At 64.2% G+C, this 25,830-nt stretch carries 12 protein-coding genes, 5 rRNA genes and 1 pseudogene; 12 read left to right on the top strand and 6 right to left on the bottom strand.

The window, feature by feature from the left end:
* Window positions 1-49 precede the first annotated feature (49 nt).
* The 6 genes from Pcatena_RS07015 to Pcatena_RS06990 all read left to right on the top strand — a co-directional run bounded on the left by Pcatena_RS07015 (window position 50) and on the right by Pcatena_RS06990 (window position 9,562).
* A 23S ribosomal RNA gene (locus Pcatena_RS07015) occupies window positions 50-2,996 on the top strand.
* 124 nt (window positions 2,997-3,120) lie between these two features.
* Window positions 3,121-3,236, top strand: a 5S ribosomal RNA gene (gene rrf, locus Pcatena_RS07010).
* 455 nt (window positions 3,237-3,691) lie between these two features.
* A 16S ribosomal RNA gene (locus Pcatena_RS07005) occupies window positions 3,692-5,208 on the top strand.
* Window positions 5,209-5,423: 215 nt separating this feature from the next.
* Window positions 5,424-8,370: ribosomal RNA gene (locus Pcatena_RS07000) — 23S ribosomal RNA — on the top strand.
* 124 nt (window positions 8,371-8,494) lie between these two features.
* Window positions 8,495-8,610, top strand: a 5S ribosomal RNA gene (gene rrf / locus Pcatena_RS06995).
* The 16S, 23S and 5S rRNA genes sit together here, the layout of an rRNA operon.
* A gap of 94 nt (window positions 8,611-8,704) precedes the next feature.
* A complete protein-coding gene (locus Pcatena_RS06990; RefSeq protein ID WP_126422904.1) occupies window positions 8,705-9,562 on the top strand; it encodes a spermidine synthase in 858 nt (285 codons plus the stop codon).
* Here Pcatena_RS06990 and Pcatena_RS06985 read toward each other — a convergent pair.
* Genes Pcatena_RS06985 through Pcatena_RS06975 form a run of 3 tightly spaced genes read right to left on the bottom strand, consistent with a single transcriptional unit; the run spans window position 9,500 to window position 14,880 of the window.
* The gene (locus Pcatena_RS06985; RefSeq protein WP_126422902.1) at window positions 9,500-11,932 is read right to left on the bottom strand and encodes a DEAD/DEAH box helicase; all 2,433 of its coding nucleotides are present in this window, start codon (window positions 11,930-11,932) and stop codon (window positions 9,500-9,502) included. The genes Pcatena_RS06990 and Pcatena_RS06985 overlap by 63 nt on opposite strands.
* 33 nt (window positions 11,933-11,965) lie before the next feature.
* Window positions 11,966-13,288 (bottom strand): ATP-binding protein, encoded by a 1,323-nt coding sequence (locus Pcatena_RS06980; protein ID WP_126422900.1) that lies wholly within the window; start codon window positions 13,286-13,288, stop codon window positions 11,966-11,968.
* Window positions 13,285-14,880, bottom strand: a complete 1,596-nt coding sequence (locus Pcatena_RS06975; protein ID WP_172596406.1) for a TerB N-terminal domain-containing protein — start codon at window positions 14,878-14,880, stop codon at window positions 13,285-13,287. The genes Pcatena_RS06980 and Pcatena_RS06975 overlap by 4 nt, the downstream gene beginning before the upstream one ends.
* Window positions 14,881-15,018: 138 nt before the next feature.
* On the opposite strand from Pcatena_RS06975, the gene Pcatena_RS06970 reads away from it, so the two are divergent.
* Window positions 15,019-15,780, top strand: coding sequence for a DUF3825 domain-containing protein (locus Pcatena_RS06970; RefSeq protein ID WP_126422896.1), 762 nt, complete (start codon window positions 15,019-15,021; stop codon window positions 15,778-15,780).
* Between the two features lie 45 nt (window positions 15,781-15,825).
* Here Pcatena_RS06970 and Pcatena_RS06965 read toward each other — a convergent pair.
* Window positions 15,826-16,128: pseudogene (locus Pcatena_RS06965) on the bottom strand (DUF554 family protein); the annotation flags it as partial.
* 119 nt (window positions 16,129-16,247) lie between these two features.
* On the opposite strand from Pcatena_RS06965, the gene Pcatena_RS06960 reads away from it, so the two are divergent.
* The 4 genes from Pcatena_RS06960 to Pcatena_RS06945 all read left to right on the top strand — a co-directional run bounded on the left by Pcatena_RS06960 (window position 16,248) and on the right by Pcatena_RS06945 (window position 19,003).
* The gene (locus tag Pcatena_RS06960) at window positions 16,248-16,589 is read left to right on the top strand and encodes a cupin domain-containing protein (RefSeq protein ID WP_126422894.1); all 342 of its coding nucleotides are present in this window, start codon (window positions 16,248-16,250) and stop codon (window positions 16,587-16,589) included.
* A gap of 45 nt (window positions 16,590-16,634) precedes the next feature.
* Window positions 16,635-16,976 (top strand): cupin domain-containing protein, encoded by a 342-nt coding sequence (locus Pcatena_RS06955; protein WP_126422892.1) that lies wholly within the window; start codon window positions 16,635-16,637, stop codon window positions 16,974-16,976.
* Window positions 16,977-17,406: 430 nt separating this feature from the next.
* The gene (locus tag Pcatena_RS06950; protein ID WP_232619845.1) at window positions 17,407-17,967 is read left to right on the top strand and encodes a DUF2798 domain-containing protein; all 561 of its coding nucleotides are present in this window, start codon (window positions 17,407-17,409) and stop codon (window positions 17,965-17,967) included.
* 64 nt (window positions 17,968-18,031) lie between these two features.
* A complete protein-coding gene (locus Pcatena_RS06945; RefSeq protein ID WP_126422890.1) occupies window positions 18,032-19,003 on the top strand; it encodes a 3-hydroxyacyl-CoA dehydrogenase family protein in 972 nt (323 codons plus the stop codon).
* A gap of 90 nt (window positions 19,004-19,093) precedes the next feature.
* Here the strand turns inward: Pcatena_RS06945 and Pcatena_RS06940 are convergent, their stop codons facing one another.
* On the bottom strand, window positions 19,094-20,113 hold the full coding sequence (locus Pcatena_RS06940) for a M42 family metallopeptidase (protein WP_126422888.1): 1,020 nt from the start codon (window positions 20,111-20,113) through the stop codon (window positions 19,094-19,096).
* A 123-nt stretch (window positions 20,114-20,236) separates the two neighbouring features.
* Window positions 20,237-24,016 carry a phosphoribosylformylglycinamidine synthase gene (locus Pcatena_RS06935; protein WP_126422886.1) on the bottom strand — a complete coding sequence of 1,260 codons (3,780 nt, stop codon included), beginning with the start codon at window positions 24,014-24,016 and terminating at the stop codon, window positions 20,237-20,239.
* Between the two features lie 386 nt (window positions 24,017-24,402).
* Between Pcatena_RS06935 and Pcatena_RS06930 the strand changes: the two genes are divergently transcribed.
* Complete coding sequence (locus Pcatena_RS06930) at window positions 24,403-25,791, top strand: transglutaminase-like domain-containing protein (RefSeq protein WP_126422884.1); 1,389 nt, start codon at window positions 24,403-24,405, stop codon at window positions 25,789-25,791.
* The last annotated feature ends 39 nt before the right edge of the window (window positions 25,792-25,830 follow it).

The following is a 25,830-nucleotide window of genomic DNA, read 5'->3' as shown; positions in this document are numbered from 1 at the left end:
GATCGCATCTGTACGATGGATATGTGACGTGACCCGCCATCTTGTCGAGTAGGAAGATGGTAGGGGCGCACGGTGGATGCCTTGGCACTGGAAGCCGAAGAAGGACGCGTCAAGCTGCGATAATCCGCGGTGAGGGGCACAAGCCCGTCGACCCGCGGGTCTCCGAATGGGAAAACCCGGCGAGCTTCATGGCTCGTCACCCGCCAGGCGAACTCATAGCCCGGCGGGGGGCAACCCGGGGAACTGAAACATCTAAGTACCCGGAGGAAGAGAAATCAAACGAGACTCCCCCAGTAGCGGCGAGCGAACGGGGAAGAGGCCAAACCGGCGGGAGCGCAAGCCCCGCCGGGGTCGTGGGACCAGGCACTGCGCGGTTACAAAGGACCGAGGAAGCGGAACGGCATGGGAAGGCCGGCGGTACAGGGTTAGAGCCCCGTACGCGGATCCGCGGTCCCCGCCGCCTGGCACCCGAGTACCGCCGGACACGTGAAACCCGGTGGGAAGCAGGGGGGACCACCCTCCAAGCCTAAGCACTCTCCAGTGACCGATAGCGTACCAGTACCGTGAGGGAAAGGTGAAAAGCACCCCGGGAGGGGAGTGAAACAGTACCTGAAACCGTGCGCCCGCAAGCAGTCGGAGCACCCCCTAGGGGTGTGACGGCGTGCCTTTTGTAGAATGAGCCAGCGAGTTGCGGTGCGCGGCGAGGTTAAGGCGAGATACCGAGCCGCAGCGAGAGCGAGTCTGAACAGGGCGTTCAGTCGCGCGCCGCAGACGCGAAGCCGGGTGAGCTACCCATGGGCAGGCTGAAGCGGGGGTAAGACCCCGTGGAGGGCCGAACCCACTTAGGTTGAAAACTGAGGGGATGACCCGTGGGTAGGGGTGAAAGGCCAATCAAACCCGGAGATATCTCGTTCTCCCCGAAATAGCTTTAGGGCTAGCGTCGGGAGCTCACCTGTGGAGGTAGAGCACTGGACGGCCGCGGGGGCCTCACCGCCTACCAAAGCCGACCAAACTCCGAATGCCACAGGTCCGGATCCCGGCAGTCAGAACATGTGGGCTAAGCTGTGTGTTCGAGAGGGAAACAGCCCAGACCGCCCGCTAAGGTCCCGAAGTCCGTGCTGAGTGGCAAAGGATGTGCGTTTGCTCAGACAACCAGGATGTTGGCTTAGAAGCAGCCATTCATTTAAAGAGTGCGTAACAGCTCACTGGTCGAGTGGACATGCGCCGACAATATACGGGGCTAAGCACGGCACCGAAGCGGCGGGGTGGCGCCCTTGTGGGCGCGACCGGTAGGGGAGCTTTCCGGCCTGCGGCGAAGCCGAGGGACGACCCTCGGTGGAGCGGCCGGAAGTGAGAATGCTGGCATGAGTAGCGAGAGCGGCGTGGGAAACGCCGCCGCCGTAAACCCAAGGTTTCCCGGGCGAGGCTAATCCCCCCGGGGTCAGTCGGGAGCTAAGGCGAGGCCGGAAGGCGTAGCCGATGCACAGCGGGTCGACATTCCCGCACCCCCGACGCGGAGTCTGACCGAAGGTGTGACGGAGGAGGGTAGCCGGACGGGGTTCTGGACGTCCCCGCGATGGCGCGTAGGGCGATGCCTTGTGAAACGCGGGCATCACGTGGCCTGAGGCGCCGGACGAAGCGAGCGAGCGAAGCCGGTGAGCCCATGCTCCCAAGAAAAGCACCTAGGGATCCGCTAGGGGCCCGTACCGCAAACCGACACAGGTGGGTGGGTAGAACATACCAAGGCGATCGGGAGAACCATGGTTAAGGAACTCGGCAAAACTGCCCCGTAACTTCGGGAGAAGGGGTGCCGGCGTGGCGTGGAGGGGCTTGCCCCCCGAGCGCGGGCCGGCCACAGCGAAGAGGTCCAAACGACTGTTTATCAAAAACACAGGACTCTGCTCAAGCCGTAAGGCGACGCATAGGGTCTGACGCCTGCCCGGTGCCGGAAGGTCACGGGGAGCGGTCAACCTCCGGGTGAAGCCGCGAACCCAAGCCCCGGTAAACGGCGGCCGTAACTATAACGGTCCTAAGGTAGCGAAATTCCTTGTCGGGTAAGTTCCGACCTGCACGAAAGGCGCAACGATTTGGACGCTGTCTCGACCATGGCCCCGGCGAAATTGCACTAGTCGTGAAGATGCGACTTACCCGCGGAAGGACGGAAAGACCCCGTGAACCTTTACTGCAGCTAGGCATTGGCTGCCGGACCGTCGCGTAGAGGATAGGTGGGAGGCAACGAACCGAGGGCGCCAGCCCCCGGGGAGCCACCCTTGGAATACCACCCCCGACGCTCTGGCATCCTAACCCCACGCCCTGACCGGGGTGGGGGACCGTGCCTGGTGGGTAGTTTGACTGGGGCGGTCGCCTCCCAAAGAGTAACGGAGGCGCGCGCAAGGTCTGCTCGGGACGGTCGGCAACCGTCCTCAAGAGTGCAAGAGCGTAAGCAGGCTTGACTGCGAGGCCAACAAGCCGAGCAGGTGGGAAACCAGGCTCTAGTGATCCGGCGGCCCAGAGTGGAATGGCCGTCGCTCAACGGATAAAAGGTACTCCGGGGATAACAGGCTGATCTTCCCCAAGAGTCCACATCGACGGGAAGGTTTGGCACCTCGATGTCGGCTCATCGCATCCTGGGGCTGGAGCAGGTCCCAAGGGTATGGCTGTTCGCCATTCAAAGCGGTACGCGAGCTGGGTTCAGAACGTCGTGAGACAGTTCGGTCCCTATCCTCCGTGGGCGCAGGAAGATTGAGGGAGGCTGCCCCTAGTACGAGAGGACCGGGGTGGACGGACCTCCTGTGCACGGGTTGTCGACCAACGGCACCGCCCGGTAGCAGAGTCCGGTCTGGATAACCGCTGAAGGCATCTAAGCGGGAAGCCAGTCCCGCGATGAGTCTTCCCTTCGGTAAGGGCCCTCGTAGACCACGAGGTCGATAGGGCGCAGGTGCAAGCGCGGCGACGCGCTCAGCCGAGCGTCACTAATAGCCCGAGCTCTTCCATCACTCGACTTCCCAGGTGGCGGTGCGTCACCCGTCGTCGGGCGCGGTCACGCCTTTTCCCGTTGCGCGCTGTGCGGCCCTGAGGGCCCGGCCGGGCCGGCCCCTGACAGCAGAATGCCCCTCGTTGGTCAGCGACCATGGCGGGGGAGGTACACCCGGTCCCATTCCGAACCCGGAAGTTAAGCCCCCCAGCGCCGATGGTACTGCGGAGTGAGTCCGTGGGAGAGCAGGACGTCGCTGACCAACGAGGGGCATTTTACGTGGATATACCCTGGTAGATTCGCTAATCTACCAGGGTATATTTGTATGCGTTGGAATTGACGACTGTGCCGAGGGGCGGCGCGCGGCGGCCCCGCGCGGATCGCCCCCCGCCCCCCGAGTTGTGTGCAAGCCGTGGAGGCGCCCCGCGCCCCTTGCGGGCGGCGGGGCGGGAGCGTATATTAACTCCTCGCGCGACGGCGCGGCGGCAGATGCCGGCGGCCCGAGCGCGGGACGAACCCTGAGAACCGGATACCGCGACCGACGAGGTCGCGCCAGTTACAGACAGCACTATTATCTAGGATGGTTGGCGAGTGCGCGACAAGCGCCTCGTCGATTCCTTTCCCTAAATGGTAGATGAGTCCGAGAAGCGATAGCAGCGATCGGAGCGACGGGTCGGACCCGCTTTCAAACGCGTGGGGGCTTCACGCCCCCATACTTGAACGGAGAGTTCGATCCTGGCTCAGGATGAACGCTGGCGGCGCGCCTAACACATGCAAGTCGAACGGTTAAGACGCACTTCGGTGCGTGCATAGAGTGGCGAACGGCTGAGTAACACGTGGGCAACCTGCCCCCCGCACCGGGATAGCCTCGCGAAAGCGTGATTAATACCGGGTACTCCGGCACCTCCGCATGGCGGTGCCGGGAGAGCGTTAGCGGCGGGGGATGGGCCCGCGGCCTGTTAGCTAGTTGGCGGGGCAACGGCCCACCAAGGCGATTATGGGTAGCCGGGTTGAGAGACCGACCGGCCAGATTGGGACTGAGACACGGCCCAGACTCCTACGGGAGGCAGCAGTGGGGAATCTTGCGCAATGGGGGGAACCCTGACGCAGCGACGCCGCGTGCGGGACGAAGGCCCTAGGGTCGTAAACCGCTTTCAGCAGGGAAGAGGCCGCGAGGTGACGGTACCTGCAGAAGAAGCCCCGGCTAAATACGTGCCAGCAGCCGCGGTAATACGTATGGGGCGAGCGTTATCCGGATTCATTGGGCGTAAAGCGCGCGTAGGCGGCCTGGCAGGCCGGGAGTCAAATCCGGGGGCTCAACCCCCGCCCGCTCCCGGAACCTCCGGGCTTGAGTCTGGCAGGGGAGGGTGGAATACCCGGTGTAGCGGTGGAATGCGCAGATATCGGGTAGAACACCGGTGGCGAAGGCGGCCCTCTGGGCCACGACTGACGCTGAGGCGCGAAAGCTGGGGGAGCGAACAGGATTAGATACCCTGGTAGTCCCAGCCGTAAACGATGGACGCTAGGTGTGGGGGGACGATCCCCCCGTGCCGCAGCCAACGCACTAAGCGTCCCGCCTGGGGAGTACGGCCGCAAGGCTAAAACTCAAAGGAATTGACGGGGGCCCGCACAAGCAGCGGAGCATGTGGCTTAATTCGAAGCAACGCGAAGAACCTTACCTGGGCTTGACATTCAGGTGAAGCGGCGGAGACGCCGTGGCCGAGAGGAGCCTGAACAGGTGGTGCATGGCTGTCGTCAGCTCGTGTCGTGAGATGTTGGGTTAAGTCCCGCAACGAGCGCAACCCCCGCCGCGTGTTGCCAGCAGGTCATGCTGGGCACCCGCGCGGGACCGCCGGCGTCAAGCCGGAGGAGGGTGGGGACGACGTCAAGTCATCATGCCCCTTATGTCCAGGGCTGCACACGTGCTACAATGGCCGGCACAACGGGCTGCGAACCCGCGAGGGCGAGCGAATCCCTTAAAGCCGGCCCCAGTTCGGACCGGGGGCTGCAACCCGCCCCCGCGAAGTCGGAGTTGCTAGTAATCGCGGATCAGCACGCCGCGGTGAATGCGTTCCCGGGCCTTGTACACACCGCCCGTCACACCACCCGAGTCGTCTGCACCCGAAGTCGCCGGCCCAACCGAGGGGGGGGAGGCGCCGAAGGTGTGGAGGGTAAGGGGGGTGAAGTCGTAACAAGGTAGCCGTACGGGAACGTGCGGCTGGATCACCTCCTTTCTAGGGAGAATCGTCTCACCAGAAGGAACATCACCTGCTACGGGGCGGCCCGTCCACTCCAACTGCTACCACTGGCGCGACCGCAGGCCGCGGCGTCCGGTCCCGAGGGCTCGCCCCCGACCGCACCCTGAGAGCCGCATAGCGTAGCAACGAGATTTTCTAGCATGATCGCATCTGTACGATGGATATGTGACGTGACCCGCCATCTTGTCGAGTAGGAAGATGGTAGGGGCGCACGGTGGATGCCTTGGCACTGGAAGCCGAAGAAGGACGCGTCAAGCTGCGATAATCCGCGGTGAGGGGCACAAGCCCGTCGACCCGCGGGTCTCCGAATGGGAAAACCCGGCGAGCTTCATGGCTCGTCACCCGCCAGGCGAACTCATAGCCCGGCGGGGGGCAACCCGGGGAACTGAAACATCTAAGTACCCGGAGGAAGAGAAATCAAACGAGACTCCCCCAGTAGCGGCGAGCGAACGGGGAAGAGGCCAAACCGGCGGGAGCGCAAGCCCCGCCGGGGTCGTGGGACCAGGCACTGCGCGGTTACAAAGGACCGAGGAAGCGGAACGGCATGGGAAGGCCGGCGGTACAGGGTTAGAGCCCCGTACGCGGATCCGCGGTCCCCGCCGCCTGGCACCCGAGTACCGCCGGACACGTGAAACCCGGTGGGAAGCAGGGGGGACCACCCTCCAAGCCTAAGCACTCTCCAGTGACCGATAGCGTACCAGTACCGTGAGGGAAAGGTGAAAAGCACCCCGGGAGGGGAGTGAAACAGTACCTGAAACCGTGCGCCCGCAAGCAGTCGGAGCACCCCCTAGGGGTGTGACGGCGTGCCTTTTGTAGAATGAGCCAGCGAGTTGCGGTGCGCGGCGAGGTTAAGGCGAGATACCGAGCCGCAGCGAGAGCGAGTCTGAACAGGGCGTTCAGTCGCGCGCCGCAGACGCGAAGCCGGGTGAGCTACCCATGGGCAGGCTGAAGCGGGGGTAAGACCCCGTGGAGGGCCGAACCCACTTAGGTTGAAAACTGAGGGGATGACCCGTGGGTAGGGGTGAAAGGCCAATCAAACCCGGAGATATCTCGTTCTCCCCGAAATAGCTTTAGGGCTAGCGTCGGGAGCTCACCTGTGGAGGTAGAGCACTGGACGGCCGCGGGGGCCTCACCGCCTACCAAAGCCGACCAAACTCCGAATGCCACAGGTCCGGATCCCGGCAGTCAGAACATGTGGGCTAAGCTGTGTGTTCGAGAGGGAAACAGCCCAGACCGCCCGCTAAGGTCCCGAAGTCCGTGCTGAGTGGCAAAGGATGTGCGTTTGCTCAGACAACCAGGATGTTGGCTTAGAAGCAGCCATTCATTTAAAGAGTGCGTAACAGCTCACTGGTCGAGTGGACATGCGCCGACAATATACGGGGCTAAGCACGGCACCGAAGCGGCGGGGTGGCGCCCTTGTGGGCGCGACCGGTAGGGGAGCTTTCCGGCCTGCGGCGAAGCCGAGGGACGACCCTCGGTGGAGCGGCCGGAAGTGAGAATGCTGGCATGAGTAGCGAGAGCGGCGTGGGAAACGCCGCCGCCGTAAACCCAAGGTTTCCCGGGCGAGGCTAATCCCCCCGGGGTCAGTCGGGAGCTAAGGCGAGGCCGGAAGGCGTAGCCGATGCACAGCGGGTCGACATTCCCGCACCCCCGACGCGGAGTCTGACCGAAGGTGTGACGGAGGAGGGTAGCCGGACGGGGTTCTGGACGTCCCCGCGATGGCGCGTAGGGCGATGCCTTGTGAAACGCGGGCATCACGTGGCCTGAGGCGCCGGACGAAGCGAGCGAGCGAAGCCGGTGAGCCCATGCTCCCAAGAAAAGCACCTAGGGATCCGCTAGGGGCCCGTACCGCAAACCGACACAGGTGGGTGGGTAGAACATACCAAGGCGATCGGGAGAACCATGGTTAAGGAACTCGGCAAAACTGCCCCGTAACTTCGGGAGAAGGGGTGCCGGCGTGGCGTGGAGGGGCTTGCCCCCCGAGCGCGGGCCGGCCACAGCGAAGAGGTCCAAACGACTGTTTATCAAAAACACAGGACTCTGCTCAAGCCGTAAGGCGACGCATAGGGTCTGACGCCTGCCCGGTGCCGGAAGGTCACGGGGAGCGGTCAACCTCCGGGTGAAGCCGCGAACCCAAGCCCCGGTAAACGGCGGCCGTAACTATAACGGTCCTAAGGTAGCGAAATTCCTTGTCGGGTAAGTTCCGACCTGCACGAAAGGCGCAACGATTTGGACGCTGTCTCGACCATGGCCCCGGCGAAATTGCACTAGTCGTGAAGATGCGACTTACCCGCGGAAGGACGGAAAGACCCCGTGAACCTTTACTGCAGCTAGGCATTGGCTGCCGGACCGTCGCGTAGAGGATAGGTGGGAGGCAACGAACCGAGGGCGCCAGCCCCCGGGGAGCCACCCTTGGAATACCACCCCCGACGCTCTGGCATCCTAACCCCACGCCCTGACCGGGGTGGGGGACCGTGCCTGGTGGGTAGTTTGACTGGGGCGGTCGCCTCCCAAAGAGTAACGGAGGCTCGCGCAAGTTCTGCTCGGGACGGTCTTCCACCGTCTTCACGAGTGCAAGAGCGTCAGCAGGCTTTACTGCGAGGCCAACAAGCCGAGCAGCTGGGAAACCAGTCCCTACTGATCCGGCGGCCCACTGCGGAACGGCCGCCGCCCAACGGATAAAAGGTACTCCTGGGATAACAGGCTGATCTTCCCCAAGAGTCCACATCGACGGGAAGGTTTGGCACCTCGATGTCGGCTCATCGCATCCTGGGGCTGGAGCAGGTCCCAAGGGTATGGCTGTTCGCCATTCAAAGCGGTACGCGAGCTGGGTTCAGAACGTCGTGAGACAGTTCGGTCCCTATCCTCCGTGGGCGCAGGAAGATTGAGGGAGGCTGCCCCTAGTACGAGAGGACCGGGGTGGACGGACCTCCTGTGCACGGGTTGTCGACCAACGGCACCGCCCGGTAGCAGAGTCCGGTCTGGATAACCGCTGAAGGCATCTAAGCGGGAAGCCAGTCCCGAGATGAGTCTTCCCTTCGGTAAGGGCCCTCGTAGACCACGAGGTCGATAGGGCGCAGGTGCAAGCGCGGCGACGCGCTCAGCCGAGCGTCACTAATAGCCCGAGCTCTTCCATCACTCGACTTCCCAGGTGGCGGTGCGTCACCCGTCGTCGGGCGCGGTCACGCCTTTTCCCGTTGCGCGCTGTGCGGCCCTGAGGGCCCGGCCGGGCCGGCCCCTGACAGCAGAATGCCCCTCGTTGGTCAGCGACCATGGCGGGGGAGGTACACCCGGTCCCATTCCGAACCCGGAAGTTAAGCCCCCCAGCGCCGATGGTACTGCGGAGTGAGTCCGTGGGAGAGCAGGACGTCGCTGACCAACGAGGGGCATTTTACGTGGACAGCCCGTCGACCGCTTGGCGCGGTCGACGGGCCATTTTTTGTGGGTGCAGGCCTTTAACTCGGAGGGCTTTTTGGGACTGCTTTCCAATATCGTGGATCTGCTTCCCCGCTTGTTTCTCACCAGGCAGGGCTTTTGTCTCGTCAAAACCGTGAAGAATGATGCGGGCGCTTTGGTCAGAGTCATGCAAATTGGGGGCGCTTACCAAAGCGCAACATACGTGGGCTCTCGTAGGTTCGAGCCTGTGTTTTCTTACTTTCGGGGTTTTGACTTAGCCTTTGATTATTGTGACGAGCGTTCTCGGCTTTTAATGATTGGTGGCGGGGGATTCGCTTGGCCAAAGCATGTTTTGAGTTCTGATGTTCAGGTTAATTCCCTTGATGTTGTTGAGTTCGATCCCGTGATTACTAGGGTTGCTCGCTCGTGCTTCTATCTTGGCGAGGCGGAGCGGCTCATGCCCGGCGTGCTTCGTGTTTACGATTGCGATGGGCGTCATTTCATTAAAAGCTCTCAAGAGAACTCCTATGACTGTGTCGTTCTCGATGCGTTTTCTGGCTCTAGGCCTGTTGCTTCGCTTGCGACCGTTGAGTGTGCCTTTGAGTTGAGGAAGATTTTGGCTCCTAGCGGCGCAGTACTTGCTAACGTTGTCTCTGCTGAAGAGGGCTCTGATATTTCGTTCTTGAGAGACTTTGCGGCCTCCCTCGGTGCCGTGTTCTCGAATGTATACGCCGAGCTTTGCGAACAAGACGAGTTTGCCGTTGAGGATAACTACATTCTGGTGGCAACAGATTCTAGTTATATTCCAGATGATGCGCTGGTATTCGACGCTGATACATTTGGCACTCCAGTTCGTGATGGTGATCTTAAACTAACTGGCACACCAGGGGATATCAACGCCGGGCACCCCGCCTCCGGCGGGAAGCTCATATGAGCGCGCAAACGGCTCCCACTCTGCCACCCTGCGTTTCATGCCTACAACGTCGAGCACTCCCTCTGCAAACCCTTTGCATACAAGCTCGGGAGGCACGAACTCGTCGTACTTCTCGAAGAGCGGAAGTTCGTCTGGGTAGAGGAGCTCCATGTTATCTGTTAGGTTATTCGCCTCATTAATGAGTGTTTGAAAGAACTCCATGGGTCCAGAGGACATGATGAACGTAAGGTAGTAGGGGCGCGATGAGTCGATGCCCTTCATTCCGAGCTGTTTGGCACATTTGATCTTGAGAAGCCTTTCAAGCGCGAGGAAGGCGTAGCTTCCAAGCCACGGGAAGAGGCCCCAGGTGTTGCCACCCAGGTTGATAAGTGGGTGTAGGTCCAGCGCTGCCCCAGCCGCGGCGCGGCGAGCGAGCGTAAGCCGTCCTGCGGCGTTCTTCATGAGATAGGGGTAGGTGCAACGTTCCTCAAGCACCTTGAGCATGCGCTCGAGGACATGCGTGTGGATGTCGCCGGGGCACTCGCCAAAGTAGGCGGGAACTCGTCCGCGCACCTTTGTGGCATAGACGACGTGGCGCTTGTGATCTACTTCCTCGACGAGCCAGGTGGCGCCAGCTATGGCAATTTTCTCACCAGTTGGGGGCGGCGACACGATTGTGCCGAGCTCAGTGGAGTCGCTGCGAACCGTGTACTCGATGTTCTCTTGGAAGACCGCATAGAACTTGTATGAGCTTGTAAGTCTCTCTCCTGAGATGCCTACTATGAGCCCGCCTGTCTCGGTCTGCTCGATGTGACCAATCTGAAGCAGATGCCTGAGCAGTACTCGGAAGTCTTCGGCTGTAATTCGGTGAAAAACGGCGAGGTTGAGTATGTGGCTTGCAAGCTGGGCAGGTGTGAGCTCGCCCTCGCTTGCAAGCGTGGCCATGGTCTGGTGATAGAGCAGACTGTAGGGGAGCCTGTCGAGGCGCGGCGGCTCCACCCATCGCTCCTCTCGGTAGAGCTGTGCAAGGGCGATGCCCTGAATTAGCTTCCACGGTATGGTCTCGGGCAGGAGCGCGCGGGGCAGTGTGGGCTCCTCGCGCATGACGAACCACATCTCGGGTGGGGTTCCTCGCCTTCCCGTTCGACCCATGCGCTGAAGGAATGCGCTGACGGTGAAGGGTGCGTCTAGTTGGAATGCCCGCTCGAGCTTGCCGATGTCAATGCCAAGCTCAAGGGTGGCCGTGGTGATGGTGGTGAGCGCCTGTGACTCATCCCTCATGAGCTCCTCGGCAGACTCGCGAAGAGAGCTGGATAGGTTGCCGTGATGGATGAGGAATCTATCTGTCTCGTGTTGGGCCTCGCAGTAGCGGCGTAGCTCGGTGCAGACGGCCTCGGCCTCCTCTCGCGAGTTGGCGAATACGAGGCACTTTTTACCGCGGGTGTGTTCAAAGATGTAGGCATAGCCTGGGTCTGCCTCGCGAGGGGCGGCGTCTGTGGGGCCATCGAGTGCAGGTTGGGGCGAGGCGGGCTCATCGTCCTCGATGGCATCAGGCTTGGTGGCCTCGCTGACGGTGGCGCGTGCCAGCTCCATGGTTTGCGCGGCGTCTGCAGCCTTCGCCTTGCGTATGAAGTCGATGCCCTCGAGGGACTGCTCGGCCTGGCCGCCAAGTGCGTCTGAGGCTTGAGAACCGCTCGTGTAGAAGTGCTCCATTGAGAGGCGCCAGGTTCGTGGCGGCTCCTCGACCTTGGGAACGACCCAGCCTCGGCCCGTGCCCGTTGAGAGGAAGCGGCCGACCTCGCTTGGGTCGCCGATGGTCGCCGAGAGCCCGATGCGTCGGGGATTCACGCCGGCCATGCGGCTCAGGCGCTCGATGAGGCAGATGGTCTGGCCTCCGCGGTCTCCCCGAAGCAGGGAGTGGACCTCGTCAATGACGACGAAGCGCAGATCGCAGAAGAGCCTTGAGATGGCGGAGTGCTTGTGCAGCAGCAGCGCCTCGAGGGACTCTGGGGTGATCTGTAGGATGCCGCCAGGGCTCTTGAGCATCTTTGCCTTGTGGGAGGAGGAGACGTCTCCGTGCCAGTGCCAGACGGGAATGTGCGCGTCTGCGCAGAGGTCGTTGAGCCGCAAGAACTGATCGTTGATGAGGGCCTTGAGCGGGCCGATGTAGATGGCGCCGATGCTCGCGGGCGGGTCCTCATCAAACAGGGTGAGGATGGGGAAAAAGGCTGCCTCCGTCTTGCCGGAGGCAGTAGAGGCCGTGAGCAGGACGTTGTCATCCGTGTCGAAGATCGCCTCTGCCGCGGCGACCTGGATGCCACGCAGGCTCTCCCACTCGTGGTCGTAGATGAAGTCCTGGATGAACGGCGCAAACCTGTCGAACGTGCCCATGGCCCTCCCTCCTCGATGCTTGGCGCCGGGCTGCTAGATCTTGAACTCAGCGAAGTTGCGATCGCCGGGCTTGTCTACCTCGCCTGAGGACTCGCCGCCTGAGACCAGGGCGAACTCGCTGGAGGTCAGCAGCGCCTCCATGTCTGTCTCGGGGTTCTGATACATGATGTCGAGCAGCTCGATGAAGTCACGGATTACCTCGCGAGGGGTGAGGTGCGTTTCTGCCCCGACGCGCCCGAACTCGATTTGGAGGAACTTCACGAGCTGCTCGGTGCCCAGGGAGCGCCCGTAGCCAAAGTAGCCGGCATGGATGTCCGCGAGCTTCTCGATGAGGACGAGGAGTTCCTCGTAGGTGAGCGGATTGAGGTGGATGACGGGCGCAAGCATGTCCGCGAGCCCCTCGCGCGCGAAGCGCCCCTCGGTGAGGCGGCTGCGGAGCGCCTCGTAGGAGTAGACGCCACGGCGGCGGTCCTCGATGGACTGTGGCGTACCACCCATGATGAAGCCGATGTAGTGGGCCTTGCCCTGGAGGGTGTCATTGTACATCGTGAGGATCTTCTCGTAGTTGTACTGACGCGTGATGGAGTTCGGGATCTTGTAGAGGTTTACGAGCTCGTCGATGAGGACGAGCATGCCCTCGTAGCCCGCGCCCTTGAGGAACTGGGCAAAGAGCTTGAGGTAGTCGTACCAGTTGTCGTCCGTGATGCAGACGTTGATGCCAAGCTCCTGGCGGGCCTCGGTCTTGGTTCGATGCTCGCCACGAAGCCAGCGGAGCACGGCGCTGCGACGCTCGTCGTCGCCGTTGATGGCGGCGTCGTGGTAGGCGCGCATGACGCGTGCAAAGTCAAAGCCGTGAACCATCTCCTCGAGGGGAGCCATAGCCTGAGCGAGTGCCTGGGAGTCATCGACCTCGCCGGTCGTGGCGCCGCCGCGCATGTTGGCCACCCAGCGGTCGAGTACGAGCTGGAGCGCGCCGCCCTCGGGACGCGTCTTGGTCGAGAGGTTGCGGATGAGCTCGCGGTAGGTGGCGAGCCCCTGCCCGGCCGTTCCCTGGAGCCTGCGCTCGGGGGAGAGGTCTGCGTCTGCCACGACGAATCCCTTGCCCATGGCGTGCGTGCGGATGGTCTGGAGCAGGAAGCTCTTGCCAGCGCCGTAGCGGCCTACGAGGAAGCGGAAGCTTGCGCCGCCGTCCGCGATGAGGTCAAGGTCATGGAGGAGCGCCGCAATCTCGGTCTTGCGGCCCACGGTGACGTAGGGCAGCCCGATTCTGGGGACGACGCCGCCCTTGAGCGAGTTGATGAGAACCGCGGCGATTCTCTTGGGAACGCGGGGGTTCGCGGGGGTCTCTGGGGTCATGGGAGAAGGGCTCCTCTCACGTCTTGCTGGTAGTCCTCGATGATGGCGGGGCCGTTCTCGCCGAACTCGATGGCGGTATCTCCGAGGAGGTCGAACAGTTTCTCGTTGATGGAGTCGACGAGCATGTCGAGCGAGGTTGCGGCCGTGGGCGCCGGCTTGTCTTGGAGCAGCGCGGTCACGAGCGCGGCCTCCTCATCCGTAAGGCCGAACGCGCTGCTCGGCTCGTTGGGGCCTGGCGCGGTAGGGGCCACGGGCACGCTGGTTGCGGCGGCCTGTGGCTGCGCGAGATCGTGATCTGGCGTCGGATTCGCTGCGACGGCTGCCGTCGTGGGCGCGGAGGGCGCGTCCTCGCGCTCCTCGTCCACGAGTAAGGCCTCGCGCGTGACGCTTGCCGCGGCACGAATGCCCTCGAGCTGGGAGAGGTCGACGCGCACCATGCGAGCCTCTCGCTGATGCTCCCACGCGAGGCGGGCCTCGATCTGCCCGTCGATGATCTTTGCGAGGTACTTGGGCACGTCCTTCTCCACGAGCGGGTGCTCGTAGCCAATGGCGTTGCGGAGCCTCTGGTCCACAGCGCGCAGGATCGCGCCGAGCTTGCTGTTGCGTTCCCGCGTCTCGACGTACGCCTCGCGATACCACGAGCCGCTGCGACACACGTATCGGTTGACTGGGTCGAGCCCGTAGGTTGCGTCCGGGTGGGGTGCGGGGGCAAAGAACACGGCTGAGCCGAACATCTGGTAGGGCCTGGCGATGGGTGACCCGAAGAACGTGTCGAGAAGTCCGCTCTTGCGATGCTTGTCGTAGTAGGCGGAGAGCCTGGCGAGCGTGCCCAGGGCAACGTGGCGGAGTGTCTCGGGCCTGTCCGCGTAGAGACGGCTTGCGCCGAGCCGGTAGCTCGAGAGCTCCTCGAGTGCCTCGAACGCCTCGCCCTCGCCTGAGGTGTCTGCGCCGTCGTCGGCCCCGGGCCATGAGGCCAAGGAGTCTCTCAGGCAGATGATTGCCTGGTCAAAGCCAAGGTCAACGTAGGGGGCGATGAGATCTCGGGGAAGGTTGTGCCAGGCGGCGTAGTCCCTCAGCCATCGCTTTGCATGGCGGTCGATCTTTGGCTCAAAGATGCGGTACTCCTGCCACAGCGACTCGATCTTTGCGAAGCCCTCCTTAGGGCTGCTGACGCCAATGCCGCAGATGAGTTCGTAGAACAGCACGAACACGAACGAGAGGCTCGTGGGTATGACCTTGCCCGCACGCACGTGCGCGCGCCAGGAGAAGTAGCGGCGCAGGTCGCGGTTGCCCATGGACTCGTATGTGGGAAAGTAGTGGCTGAACGTGGAGTAGCTCTCGATGCTGTCCTCGTAGTCCTCCATGAAGCGAGCCTGCTCGTAGAAGAGCTGCTGGTCAGAGCGGATGCGACTGGGTTGCGAGCGAGCCATGGAGCGCATCTCGCGAATCTTGTCCGGCAGGTAGCTCTCCATCTGGGACCCGCGGCGCAGGATGGGCTCGTCAGCGAACGTGCGACCCTCGAACGCCCTGCTTTCCTGTACGCGAGAGCTGGACAGGATTGTGTCGATGATGCGCTGGACGTCTGTGGCCACGATGCCTCCTCCCGGCTTCTGTAGACATAGCATCATATCACGAATGCGAACACGTGTTTGTAGAAAGGAGAACGGGAGCGGCATCCTTGCCTGGCCCTTATCGTATAGTTGGAGGAACCGGCCGGAAGAGGAGAGCCCATGGAGTACCCCGAGCGCATCGTCGAGTCCGCGTTTTGTCCCCGACCCTGCTACCAGTATCTGGCGGACCTCGCGGACCCAGAGGACTGGGGCGAGGACGGAAGGGTCCTTGTCAACTACATCGACTTCACCTATCGCCGCGCCGCGGAGTTGATGCGCCGACAGGGCGCGTGCGGCTCCTACATTGTGGTCGACGGCGAGGCCGCCTGTCTCGACACGGGGCTGTTTACCTCACGGTTTGAGGAAATCTACGCGCTGTTCGAGAGGAATAGCAGACCGGATGCCCAGCCGTGGTTCCTCAAGGGCTTCTACAAGGCGAGCGATACTGCCCTTGCGGGTATCGACGTGCTGCCCGAGCGCGTCCACTATGCTGAGAACCCCGCCGACCTCGTGTATGACTTCCACCTGGCCGTCCGCCCCAACATCGACCACATCCTTGGGGACGAGAACAACCTGCTCCGCGTGCCCGAGGCGTTGAGGGGCTCCTCGAATGCCCGCCTGCTGCGACGCGTGTTCGAGGGGGCCATCGCGGAGGCCGAGCGCAAGGCCGCGGCCAACTACACGATTGCCGTGCCGCAGTACTACAACGGGCGCATCCAGCTGCTCCTGCCGCTGTGCCTCACGGGTGATATGCCCGAGCTTGCGCTGACCATCCAGCGCGAGGAGGGCTTCTACTCTGCCCGCACGTGCCTCACGCTCGAGATGGCCTACAACAACGCGCGCCAGATCTGCAGGCCCATGGCGAGCTGGCTCGCAAGGTAGCGGGGCAAGGTCCGCGCGGGCGGGCTTCTCTCCGCAGCGCGTGGCCTACGCGAATGCCAGCGCCACGGCAATCACGACGGCTGGCAGCATGTTCGCCGGCTTGAACGTGCGTGGCCAGATGAGGTTGACGCCCACGCAGAAGATGAGCGCGGAGCCCACGAGCGAGAGGTTGGCGAGCGCGGTCTGCGTCATGATGGGGTGCAGCAGCGTGGCGAGTGCCGTGACGCTACCCTGCAGCACCGCGACGGGCAGGGCCGAGAACAGACATCCCCGGCCCATGGATGCTGCCATGGCGCAGACGATGACCGCGTCGAGCGCGCCCTTGAGGGCGAGCGTGGACCAGTCTCCCGCGAGGCCGTGATGGCGCCTTGCGGCCCTCTAGGATACGCCTGCGTGCTCGGCTTGAACGCACGTGCGTTTGGGTAAGGTTGTGATGCTAGGTGACACGGAGATGATTGGCGAAACTTATGGGACTTCGCAACATTCCAACCAGCACGCCGGCCCCGCTCGCCTCGCTCGTCGTGGCCCGCGAGGGCATGGTCGCAAGCCGCTCGCTCACGCGCGGAGGCGAAGCGAGCATGACGCTGCTTGCGTTCGCGGCGGGCGAGAGCGTGAGCGAGGAGGTCTATCCGCAAGATGTCATGTACTTTCTCGTGGAGGGCGAGGCTATCGTCTCGCTCCCGGATGGTGCGGTGACGATGCGCGAGGGTGACGTCCTGTGCGTTGCGGCGGGGACGCCGAGTGCACTCGCGGGCGCGGACCCAGACAGGGGATTCAAGCTGCTCCAGCTAGCCATCCCCGTTGGCTAACAGGTTTATCGTCCGGGCACGAGACTGGGCGAGAAGGGAGGCACCATGGCCGAGGAGCTCATCAAGAACGTCGAGAAGGAGCAGGTGTTTGCGCTTGCGAGGCTCGTGGACGTCGAGGAGGGGCAGGTTGTCAGCCGTACCCTCTCGCAGATGCCGGGCTGCAAGATTACGGTGTTTGCGATTGATGCCGATGAGGGCATGGCGAGCCACGCCGCTGGCGGAGATGCGCTCGTCACCGTGCTTGAAGGTACGGGAGAGATCACGATCAACGGGGCGCCCCACCAGCTGGGCGCCGGTGAGTCCATCGTGATCCCGGCGGGTGCGCCGCATGCCGTGCGCGGCGTCACGGCATTCAAGATGCTGCTCGTGGTGGTGTTGCCGGCGTAGACGCGCCGCTATTCGAGCAGGTCGGCGGGCGCGATGTCTTTGATGCGAAATATCACGTCCGTGATTTGCTCGGGCGTCTCTGCGCAGCCCTTGCGAAGCCATAGCCATACTAATTTGTATAACGGGGGGGTGACTTCTCGACATCTTTTTGGCTCATCGCAGATGATGCCCATGCGCTGGCAAGGCCCCGAGAGAGGGCGGGCGTCGTGCCAGGGCGACAAATGGTTGTGCTGGCGGGCCAAAAACCTTACAAAGCCGCGGATTATGTGAAGGCGCTTACGAGAGGGGCGGCGAGTGCGCTAGGCTAGCTCCCGCACATACGAAGGATGTAGTCGCAGCCGGCGGAAACGCAGACGGGCGAGATGAAGTTCACGCTCTCATCTCGCCCGTTTTTTGTGCCACGAGACAAACGGAAAGGAATCGCCAGCATATGCCCACCAACAAGCGAGAGAGCCTCATCTTCACGTTCATCATGTGCTTCTGCATGGTGCTGTGGATGTCCATCTACAACGTCGCCCGCATGTACGGCCACATCGGCATGGACGTGATTGCCGACGCGTGGATCGGCTTCCCGCCGGCCTACATCTTTGCCATGTTGTGCGACGTCTTCGTTGCCAGCCCGCTTGCCAAGGGCTTTGCCTTCAAGCACCTCGTGATGCCGGGCAAGAGCTCGCCGCGCGCCATGACGCTGGCCGTCTCGAGCTGCATGGTGGTGCCGATGGTCATCATCATGTCGCTGTACGGTGCCTTCGAGAGCGCCTTCCACGCCGGCACGCTCGCCGTGGTTCCCATGGCCTGGCTCACGAACATCCCCTGGAACTTCGTCATGGCCCTGCCCTGGAACCTGCTCGTTGCCGGCCCCATCGCCCGCTTCGTGTTCCGTCGCGCGTTCCCCATGGGGACTGTGCTTGAGGAGCCGATCGAGTTGGCGGACCTCGGGGCCATTGGCGGCGAGAACGAGGTGGATGACTTCGCTGTCGAGGCGGTGTAGCCAGACCTATACTCGAGGTAGACGGGCACATGAGACCCGCTCATCCTCGACTGGGAGGCATCACATGGAGATTGACGGCGTCGAATTTGCAAAGGTGGCGTCGGTTGGCGCTGGTGTCATCGGGTACAGCTACGCGCTCAAGTTCGCGATGGCGGGGCTCGAGGTCTGGGCGCAGAACCGCACGGAGGAGTCGAGCGAGCTTGCGCGGCAGCGCGTGGCCACCTCCCTCGACTCTCTCGTGAAGAACGGCGTCTACACGGCCGACGAGGCCGGCGAGATTGCCGCGCGCATTCACTACACCACCTCGATTGCCGAGGCCGTGACGGGCGCTCAGTTCATCCAGGAGTCCTCGGCCGAGCACTACGAGGTCAAGTGGGAGCTTGTGAAGGCCATCGAGGCGGCCTCGGAGCCCGACGCCATCATCGCGAGCTCAACGTCGGGACTTCTCGTGACAGAGATCGCAAAGAACGCCGAGCACCCCGAGCGCTTCTGCGGCGGCCACCCCTACAATCCGCCTCACCTCATTCCGCTCGTGGAGATCACGAAGGGCGAGAAGACGAGCGAGCGGACGGTGGCGCGCGCCAAGGCGTTCTACACGGCGATCGGCATGGAACCGGTGGTGCTACAGAAGGAGGCGCTCGGCTTTATCTGCAACCGCCTGCAGATGGCGCTGTATCGCGAGGTCGCGAACCTCGTGCTCTCCGGCGTGTGCACCATCGAGGACGCCGACAAGGCCGTGACGTTTGGCCCGGGCATCCGCTGGGGCATCATGGGTCCCTCGCTTGTCTTCGAGCTTGGCGGTGGCAAGGGTGGCGTGTCTGGCCTCATGAACCACCTGAACGACTCGATCAACCTGTGGCTTGAGGACATGGCGGACTGGAAGAGCTTCCCGCCCGAGTTTGCCCAGGTGGCACAGGATGGCGTTAACGATGAGCTCGCCGCGCGCCCGGCCGAGAAGGGCAACACGCCCGAGGGCCTCGCGGAGTATCGCGACCACATGCTCATCGAGCTGCTGAAGCTCCACAAGAAGCTGTAGGGACCATTGGGGACGGGTTCATCTGGTGCCGGCCTCGTCTTCGAGGAGGCCAAGCGAAAGGGACCAAACGAACCCGTCCCCTTTGGTGCACTACTGGGCCACGTAGGCGCGGAGGAGCTCGAAGGTGTTGCGGACGCCGTCCATGTGCGAGCGCTCGTAGTTGTGCGAGGCATAGACGCCGGGGCCGATGAGGCCGTGTCGGATGTCGAAGCCGGCCGTGAGCGTGGCCTCGACGTCGGAGCCATAGTGCGGGTAGACGTCGATGGCGTAGTCCAGGCCGTTGGCTTTGGCGCACGCCGCGAGCTCGCTCACGATGTCGTAGTTGTACGGGCCGCCGGAGTCCTTGGCGCAGATGGAGACCATGCGTTCCGTGCAGCCGAGGTCAGCGCCCACGCAACCCATGTCAACGCTGATCATGTCCTGCGTGTCCGCCGGCACGACGCTTCCGCCGTGGCCGACCTCCTCGTAGACTGTGAACAGCAGCGACACCTTGCGCGCGAGCGCCACCTCGCCGGCGGCGACGGCGCGGGCGAGGCCGAGCAGCACGGATGCGGAGAGCTTGTCGTCCAAAAAGCGGCTCTTGATGTAGCCGCTCTCGGTGATCGTGGTGCGCGGATCCATTGCGATGATGTCGCCCGCCTGCACGCCCAGCGCGAGCGCTTCGTCCTTCGTGGAGACGTTCTCGTCGAGCAAGACTTCCATGTTCTTCTCGACCTGCTCTACCTTCTCGTCCGCGACATGGGTGGAGGGCTCGGTGTTGAGGACCACGCCCGTGTAGGTTCGGCCATCGCGCGTGTGGACGGTGCAGTTCTCGCCGTCGGCCGTGCGCCACTGGTGGCCGCCGAGCGTCGTGGGGCGCAGGCGCCCGTTGTCCTTGACGGAGCGGACCATGGCGCCCAGGGTGTCGACGTGGCTGGCAAGCACGAGCGGCTTGCCCTGCCCGTCCAGCTCGACGAGGACGTTGCCCTTGTTGGAGACCTCGGGCGTATAGCCGAGGCCCGTGAGGGTCTCAACCAGATAGTCCGTGGCGTGCTTGGTGTAGCCGGTGGGGCTGGGGATGGCCGTGAGCTCCGTGAGACGCTCGGCGATGTAGCTGAGATTCGTATCCAAGTGCTGCTCCGTTCCTTGTGCGTTCGTGCGCGTTCCATTATCGAACAAAAAGCGCCCCGAGCTCGCGTGGGCTCGGGGCGCAGCTGACCGGGGCGCAGCCGACAGGGGGCTGGCTTTCGTCAACTATTCAAAGTAGGCGACGCCGCTCTCGAAGACGGGCATGAACTTGTTGCCGGGCACGTTGGCGTACAGGCCGTCGCCGCGGCGCTCGACGTGGCCCATTTTGCCGAAGACGCGGCCGTCGGGGCTGGTGATGCCCTCGACGCAGGCGATGGAGCCGTTGGGGTTCACGTCGAGGTCCATGCTCGGGACGCCGGCTTCGTTGACGTACTGCGTGGCGACCTGGCCATTGGCGATGAGCTGGGCGAGAACCTCGTCGCTGGCGACGAAGCGGCCCTCGCCGTGGGAGATGGCGACGGTGTAGTCGCTGCCCTGCTCGCACTGGGCGAGCCACGGCGAGAGGTTGCTCGCGACGCGGGTGCGCACGAGGCGGCTCTGGTGGCGGCCGATGGTGTTGAACGTCAGCGTGGGCGCCTCGGGCGTGGCGTCGACGATGTCGCCGTACGGCACGAGGCCGAGCTTGATGAGCGCCTGGAAGCCGTTGCAGATGCCCAGCATGAGGCCATCGCGGGCTTGGAGCAGGTCTCGCACGGCGTCCGTGACCTCGGGGGCGCGGAAGAAGGCCGTGATGAACTTGGCAGAGCCATCGGGCTCGTCGCCGCCGGAGAAGCCGCCCGGGATCATGACGATCTGGCTCTTGCGGATGCGCTCGGCGAGCTCGTGGGTGCTCTCGGCAACAGCGGCGGGCGTGAGGTTGTTGATGACGAAGACGTCCGCCTCGGCGCCTGCCGTCTCGAAGGCGCGGGCGGAGTCGTACTCGCAGTTGTTGCCCGGGAAGACGGGGATGGTCACGCGCGGGCGACCGAGCTTGGCGCCACTGAAGACGTGGACGTCCTTGGCTTGGTAGTCGATTGCGTCGACCTTCTCGGTCTCGACCTTGGTGCGGTAGGGGAACACGCCCTCGATGCCGCTCTCCCAGGCCTCCTGGAGGGTCGTGAGGTCGCAGGTCTCGCCGGCGGCCACGAACTCGTAGGCCTCGGTCGTGGTGCCGAGGAGCTCGACGGAGACGTTGTCAGTCGAGGCGGGCAGCTCGGCGTCGTCGGCGAGCTCCACGAGGAAGCTGCCGTAAGCCGGGTCGAACAGGCTGTCGGCGGGGACGTCCTCGACGAGGGCGACGCCGAGCTGGTTGCCGACGCACATCTTGAACAGGGCCTCTGCCTCGCCGCCGTAGCCGGGCGTGGAGATGGCGAGCGCAGCACCGTCGCCCACGAGCTTCTCGATGACGTCGAAGGTCTCGAGCAGGCCGGTGGCGTTCGGACGATAGTCGTCGCCGTACTCGGCGGGCTCAACGCAGATGACACGATGGCCGGCACCCTTGAACTCGGGCGAGGTGGCGCGAGCGGCCTTGCCCACGGCGACGGCGAAGCTGATGAGGGTGGGCGGGACATTGAGCTCGCCCTCGGCATCCTCGAAGCTGCCGCTCATCGAGTCCTTGCCGCCAATGGCGCCAGCGCCAAGGTCCATCTGGGCCATGAGGGCGCCGAGGACGGCGGCCATGGGCTTGCCCCAGCGCTCGGGCTCGGTGCGCAGGCGCTCGAAGTACTCCTGGAAGGAGAGGTAGGCGTCGCGATGGGCGAAGCCAGCGGCGACGAGCTTGGAGATGCTCTCAACGACGGAGAGATAAGCGCCGGCGAACTGGTTCTTCTCCATCAGATAGGGGTTGAAGCCCCACGCCATGGCGCTGGCCGTGGTGGTCTCGCCGTCGACGGGGAACTTCGCGACCATCGCGGAGGTGGGGGTGAGCTGGGTCTTGCCGCCGAAGGGCATGAGGACCGTGGCCGCGCCGATGGTGGAGTCGAAGCGCTCGGACAGGCCCTTGTTGGAGGCGACGTTGAGGTCGCGGACGAGCGAGGTCATGCGCTCGGCGAGGGTCTCGCCGGCCCACTCGGGCTCCCAGCGCTCGGCCTTCAGGACGTGGACGTCCATGTGCTTAGGGGCGCCGTTGCTGGCGAGGAACTCGCGGGAGAGGTCGACGATGGTGTCGCCGCGCCACGTGATGTGGACGCGCGGATCTTCGGTGACGGTGGCGATGACGGTGGCCTCGAGGTTCTCCTCGGTGGCATAGCTCATGAACTCGTCGACGTCGGCGGCGGCAAGGGCCACGGCCATGCGCTCCTGGCTCTCGGAGATGGCAAGCTCGGTGCCGTCGAGGCCCTCGTACTTCTTGGTCACGCGATCGAGGTTGATGTCGAGGCCATCGGCGAGTTCGCCCACGGCGACGGAGACGCCGCCGGCGCCGAAGTCATTGCAGCGCTTGATGAGGCGGCAGGCATCGCCGCGACGGAAGAGGCGCTGGAGCTTGCGCTCGACGGGGGCGTTGCCCTTCTGGACCTCGGCACCGCACTCCTCCAGGCTTTCGACGTTCTGGGTCTTGGAGCTGCCGGTGGCGCCGCCGATGCCGTCACGGCCGGTGCGGCCGCCGAGAAGGACGATCTTGTCGCCGGGGGCGGGGCACTCGCGGCGCACGTGGGAGGCGGGGGTGGCGCCCACGACGGCTCCGACCTCCATGCGCTTGGCCATGTAGCCGGGGTGGTAGAGCTCGGAGACCTGGCCGGTGGCGAGGCCGATCTGGTTGCCGTAGCTGGAGTAGCCGGCCGCGGCGGTGGTCACGAGCTTGCGCTGCGGGAGCTTGCCGGCGCGGGTGGTGGAGACGGGGACCGTCGGGTCAGCGGCGCCGGTGACGCGCATGGCCTGGTAGACGTAGCTGCGGCCGGACAGCGGGTCGCGGATGGCGCCGCCGATGCACGTGGCCGCGCCGCCGAACGGCTCGATCTCCGTGGGGTGGTTGTGCGTCTCGTTCTTGAAGAGGAAGAGCCAGTCCTCGTCCTGGCCATTCACGTCCACCTTCACCTTGACGGTGCAGGCGTTGATCTCCTCGGACTCGTCGAGGTTCTTGAGGATGCCCTGCTTCTTGAGCCACTTGGCGCCGATGGTGCCCATGTCCATGAGGCAGACGGGCTTGGCGTCACGGCCGAGCTCGTGGCGGACCTCGAGGTACTTGTCGAACGCGGCCTTGACGACCTCGTCATCGATTTGGACGTTCTCGAGCTGCGTGCCGAAGGTGGTGTGGCGGCAGTGGTCGGACCAGTAGGTGTCGATGACGCGAATCTCGGTGATAGTGGGGTTACGCTTCTCGCCGGCGAAGTACTCCTGGCAGAACTTGATGTCCGCGAGGTCCATGGCGAGGCCGCGGTCGGCGATGAAGGCGCCGAGACCGGCCTCATCGAGCTCGAGGAAGGCATCGAGAACCTCAACGTCGGCCGGGGTGGCGACCTCCATCTTGAGCGTCGCCTTGGTCGAGAGCGTCGCCTCGCGGGCCTCGACGGGGTTGATCACGTAGTGCTTGATGGCGTCGACGTCGGCGGCGGAGAGCTCGCCGGAGAGGACGTAGACCTTGGCGGATCGAACGTCCGGGCGCTCGCCGGCGCTCACGAGCTGGACACACTCGCTGGCGGAATCCGCGCGCTGGTCGAACTGACCGGGCAGGTACTCCACGGCGAAGACGGCGGTGCCGGCCGGAGCGGAGGCGACGAAGCCGCGCTCATCGAGCTCAACGCCCTCGACGGGCAGCTCGGCGGTGGCGGTGTCGACCTGCGGCTCGCTGAAGACGATGGGGACGCAGCGCTGGAACAGGGCCTCATCGACCCCCTCGACGTCATAGCGGTTGATGACGCGGAGGCCCGTCAGGCCACCGATACCGAGGATGGTGCGCAGCTCTTGTGCGAGCTGCTGCGCCTCCACGTCGAAGCCCGGCTTCTTCTCAACGTAGGTGCGGAAGACCATTCGTCCTGCCCTTCTCGGTGTTGGACGTGCCCACCCTGCTGCGGGCGACGCCCGTTTCCGTATATGGAGCGCGCCGCGTGTGCGCGACGTGCGGTTGCGACACAGCTGGGCGGCCGCAACCAAGCCTTCATTATGACGCGAGACGGGCGCGCGTGGGGTGAGGTGGCGCTGCGTTTTTCAGGCTCGAAACGGTGCGCGCCGGCCAGGTCGCGTGGCTGTTCGTCACGCCGGTTGCGTTGATGGGGCGATTTGTCACGCTCAGAGGGCTCGCAGCGTGCAATAAGGCCCCGGGAATGAAGCGGACATGCAAAAGTGCCGCAGGAACGGCGCGCAAACGGTCACAATCACTACGAAAGAGGCGGGCGACGCGGAGGGGCGAGGAGAACATGGCGGACTGCGAGGCAACGAACGAGGACTTCAGGCACCTGGACGACGGGCTGCCGGCAGACATCGCGCGGCTCAAGGACGCCGGCGAGCTTGAGCGGGCCGTGGCGCTCATCGAGGCAGAACTCGACGCCGGGACGCGCCCCGAGCTCGCTGCATGCCTGCGAGCCGAGCGTGCCCGCATGCTGCGCACACCGCTCGACTTTTGCGTGACGCGCACGCGGGCGCTTGCGCAGGTGCGCGAGGAGTGCCCCGAGTTCTCCGAGGCGGACCTCGACCGACTCATCGACGCCGGACGCGTTGACTGGCGGCTCGTCGAGGGCGAGCAGCGCTTCCTGCCGAGCTTCCTCGATGCGCTGCGCAAGTATCCCGAGGAGGTGCCGGGTCTTGCGTGTCCGGCGCCGAGCCGAGCGGACCGCCTGGGCGTGATCGCCGAGATGCGCGAGAACGGGGCGGCGGAGCGGCGCATCCGCCTGCGTGCGAGCATCGCGGCCGGCACGGATGTGCAGGTGGGTCCCGAGACGCGCGTTCGCTGCTGGCTGCCCGTGCCCGCTGCCTGCCCGCAAATCTGCGACGCGCGCGTGATCGACGCCACGCCCGACGCGCAGATTGCCGAGGCGGACGCCCAGCAGCGCACGGCGTACTGGGATGTGCGCGGCCGGCGTGAGTTCTTCGTGGACTACGAGTACACGGTTCGCGCCCCCTACGTTGACCTTTGGGCGGAGAGACTCGTGCCCGCGCCCACGGACGAGCGCTTTGCCCCCGCACCCGCGCCTACGGTCGCAGACGTGTCCGAGCGCCGGCCCCACATCGCGTTCACGCCGTATCTTCGTGGGCTTGCCTCGCGCATCTTCGAGGGGTTTGCGGCGTCGGACCAGCTTGGGCGTGCGCGAGCGGCCTATGACTGGGTGACGAACAACGTCGACTACCGCTTCCAGCCCGCCTACCTGCTGCTCGATGGCATCGCGGACGGCTGTGCCAAGTCGCTGCGCGGCGACTGCGGCGTGTTTGCCATCACGTTCATCACGCTGTGCCGCCTGGGAGGGGTGCCCGCCCGCTGGCAGAGCGGCCTGTATGCGGCGCCCAGCGACGTGGGTCCGCACGACTGGGCGATGTTTCACGTCGATGGGCTGGGCTGGCTGTGGGCCGACTGCTCGTTTGGCTCTGGCGCACGCCGCGAGGGGGACGAGGAGCGCCGCCGCTTCTACTTTGGTAACCTCGACCCCTGGCGCATGGTGGCGAACTCCGAGTTCATGGCGCCGCTTGCGCCCGCGTGCGACGTCCTGCGCAACGACCCGTTCGACAACCAGGTGGGCGAGATGATTGTGGGCGAGCGTGGCCTCACCTCGCATGACTTTACCTGGAAGATCGAGCTCGTCTCGATGCGATGACACTTGGGGACGGGTCAAGCTGTCACCGTGATGGATGGC

It is taken from the genome of Parolsenella catena (assembly GCF_003966955.1).
Taxonomy (GTDB): Bacteria; Actinomycetota; Coriobacteriia; order Coriobacteriales; family Atopobiaceae; genus Parolsenella; species Parolsenella catena.
Note: the sequence above shows the minus strand (reverse complement) of the source record. Positions and strands in the feature narration are given on the sequence as shown.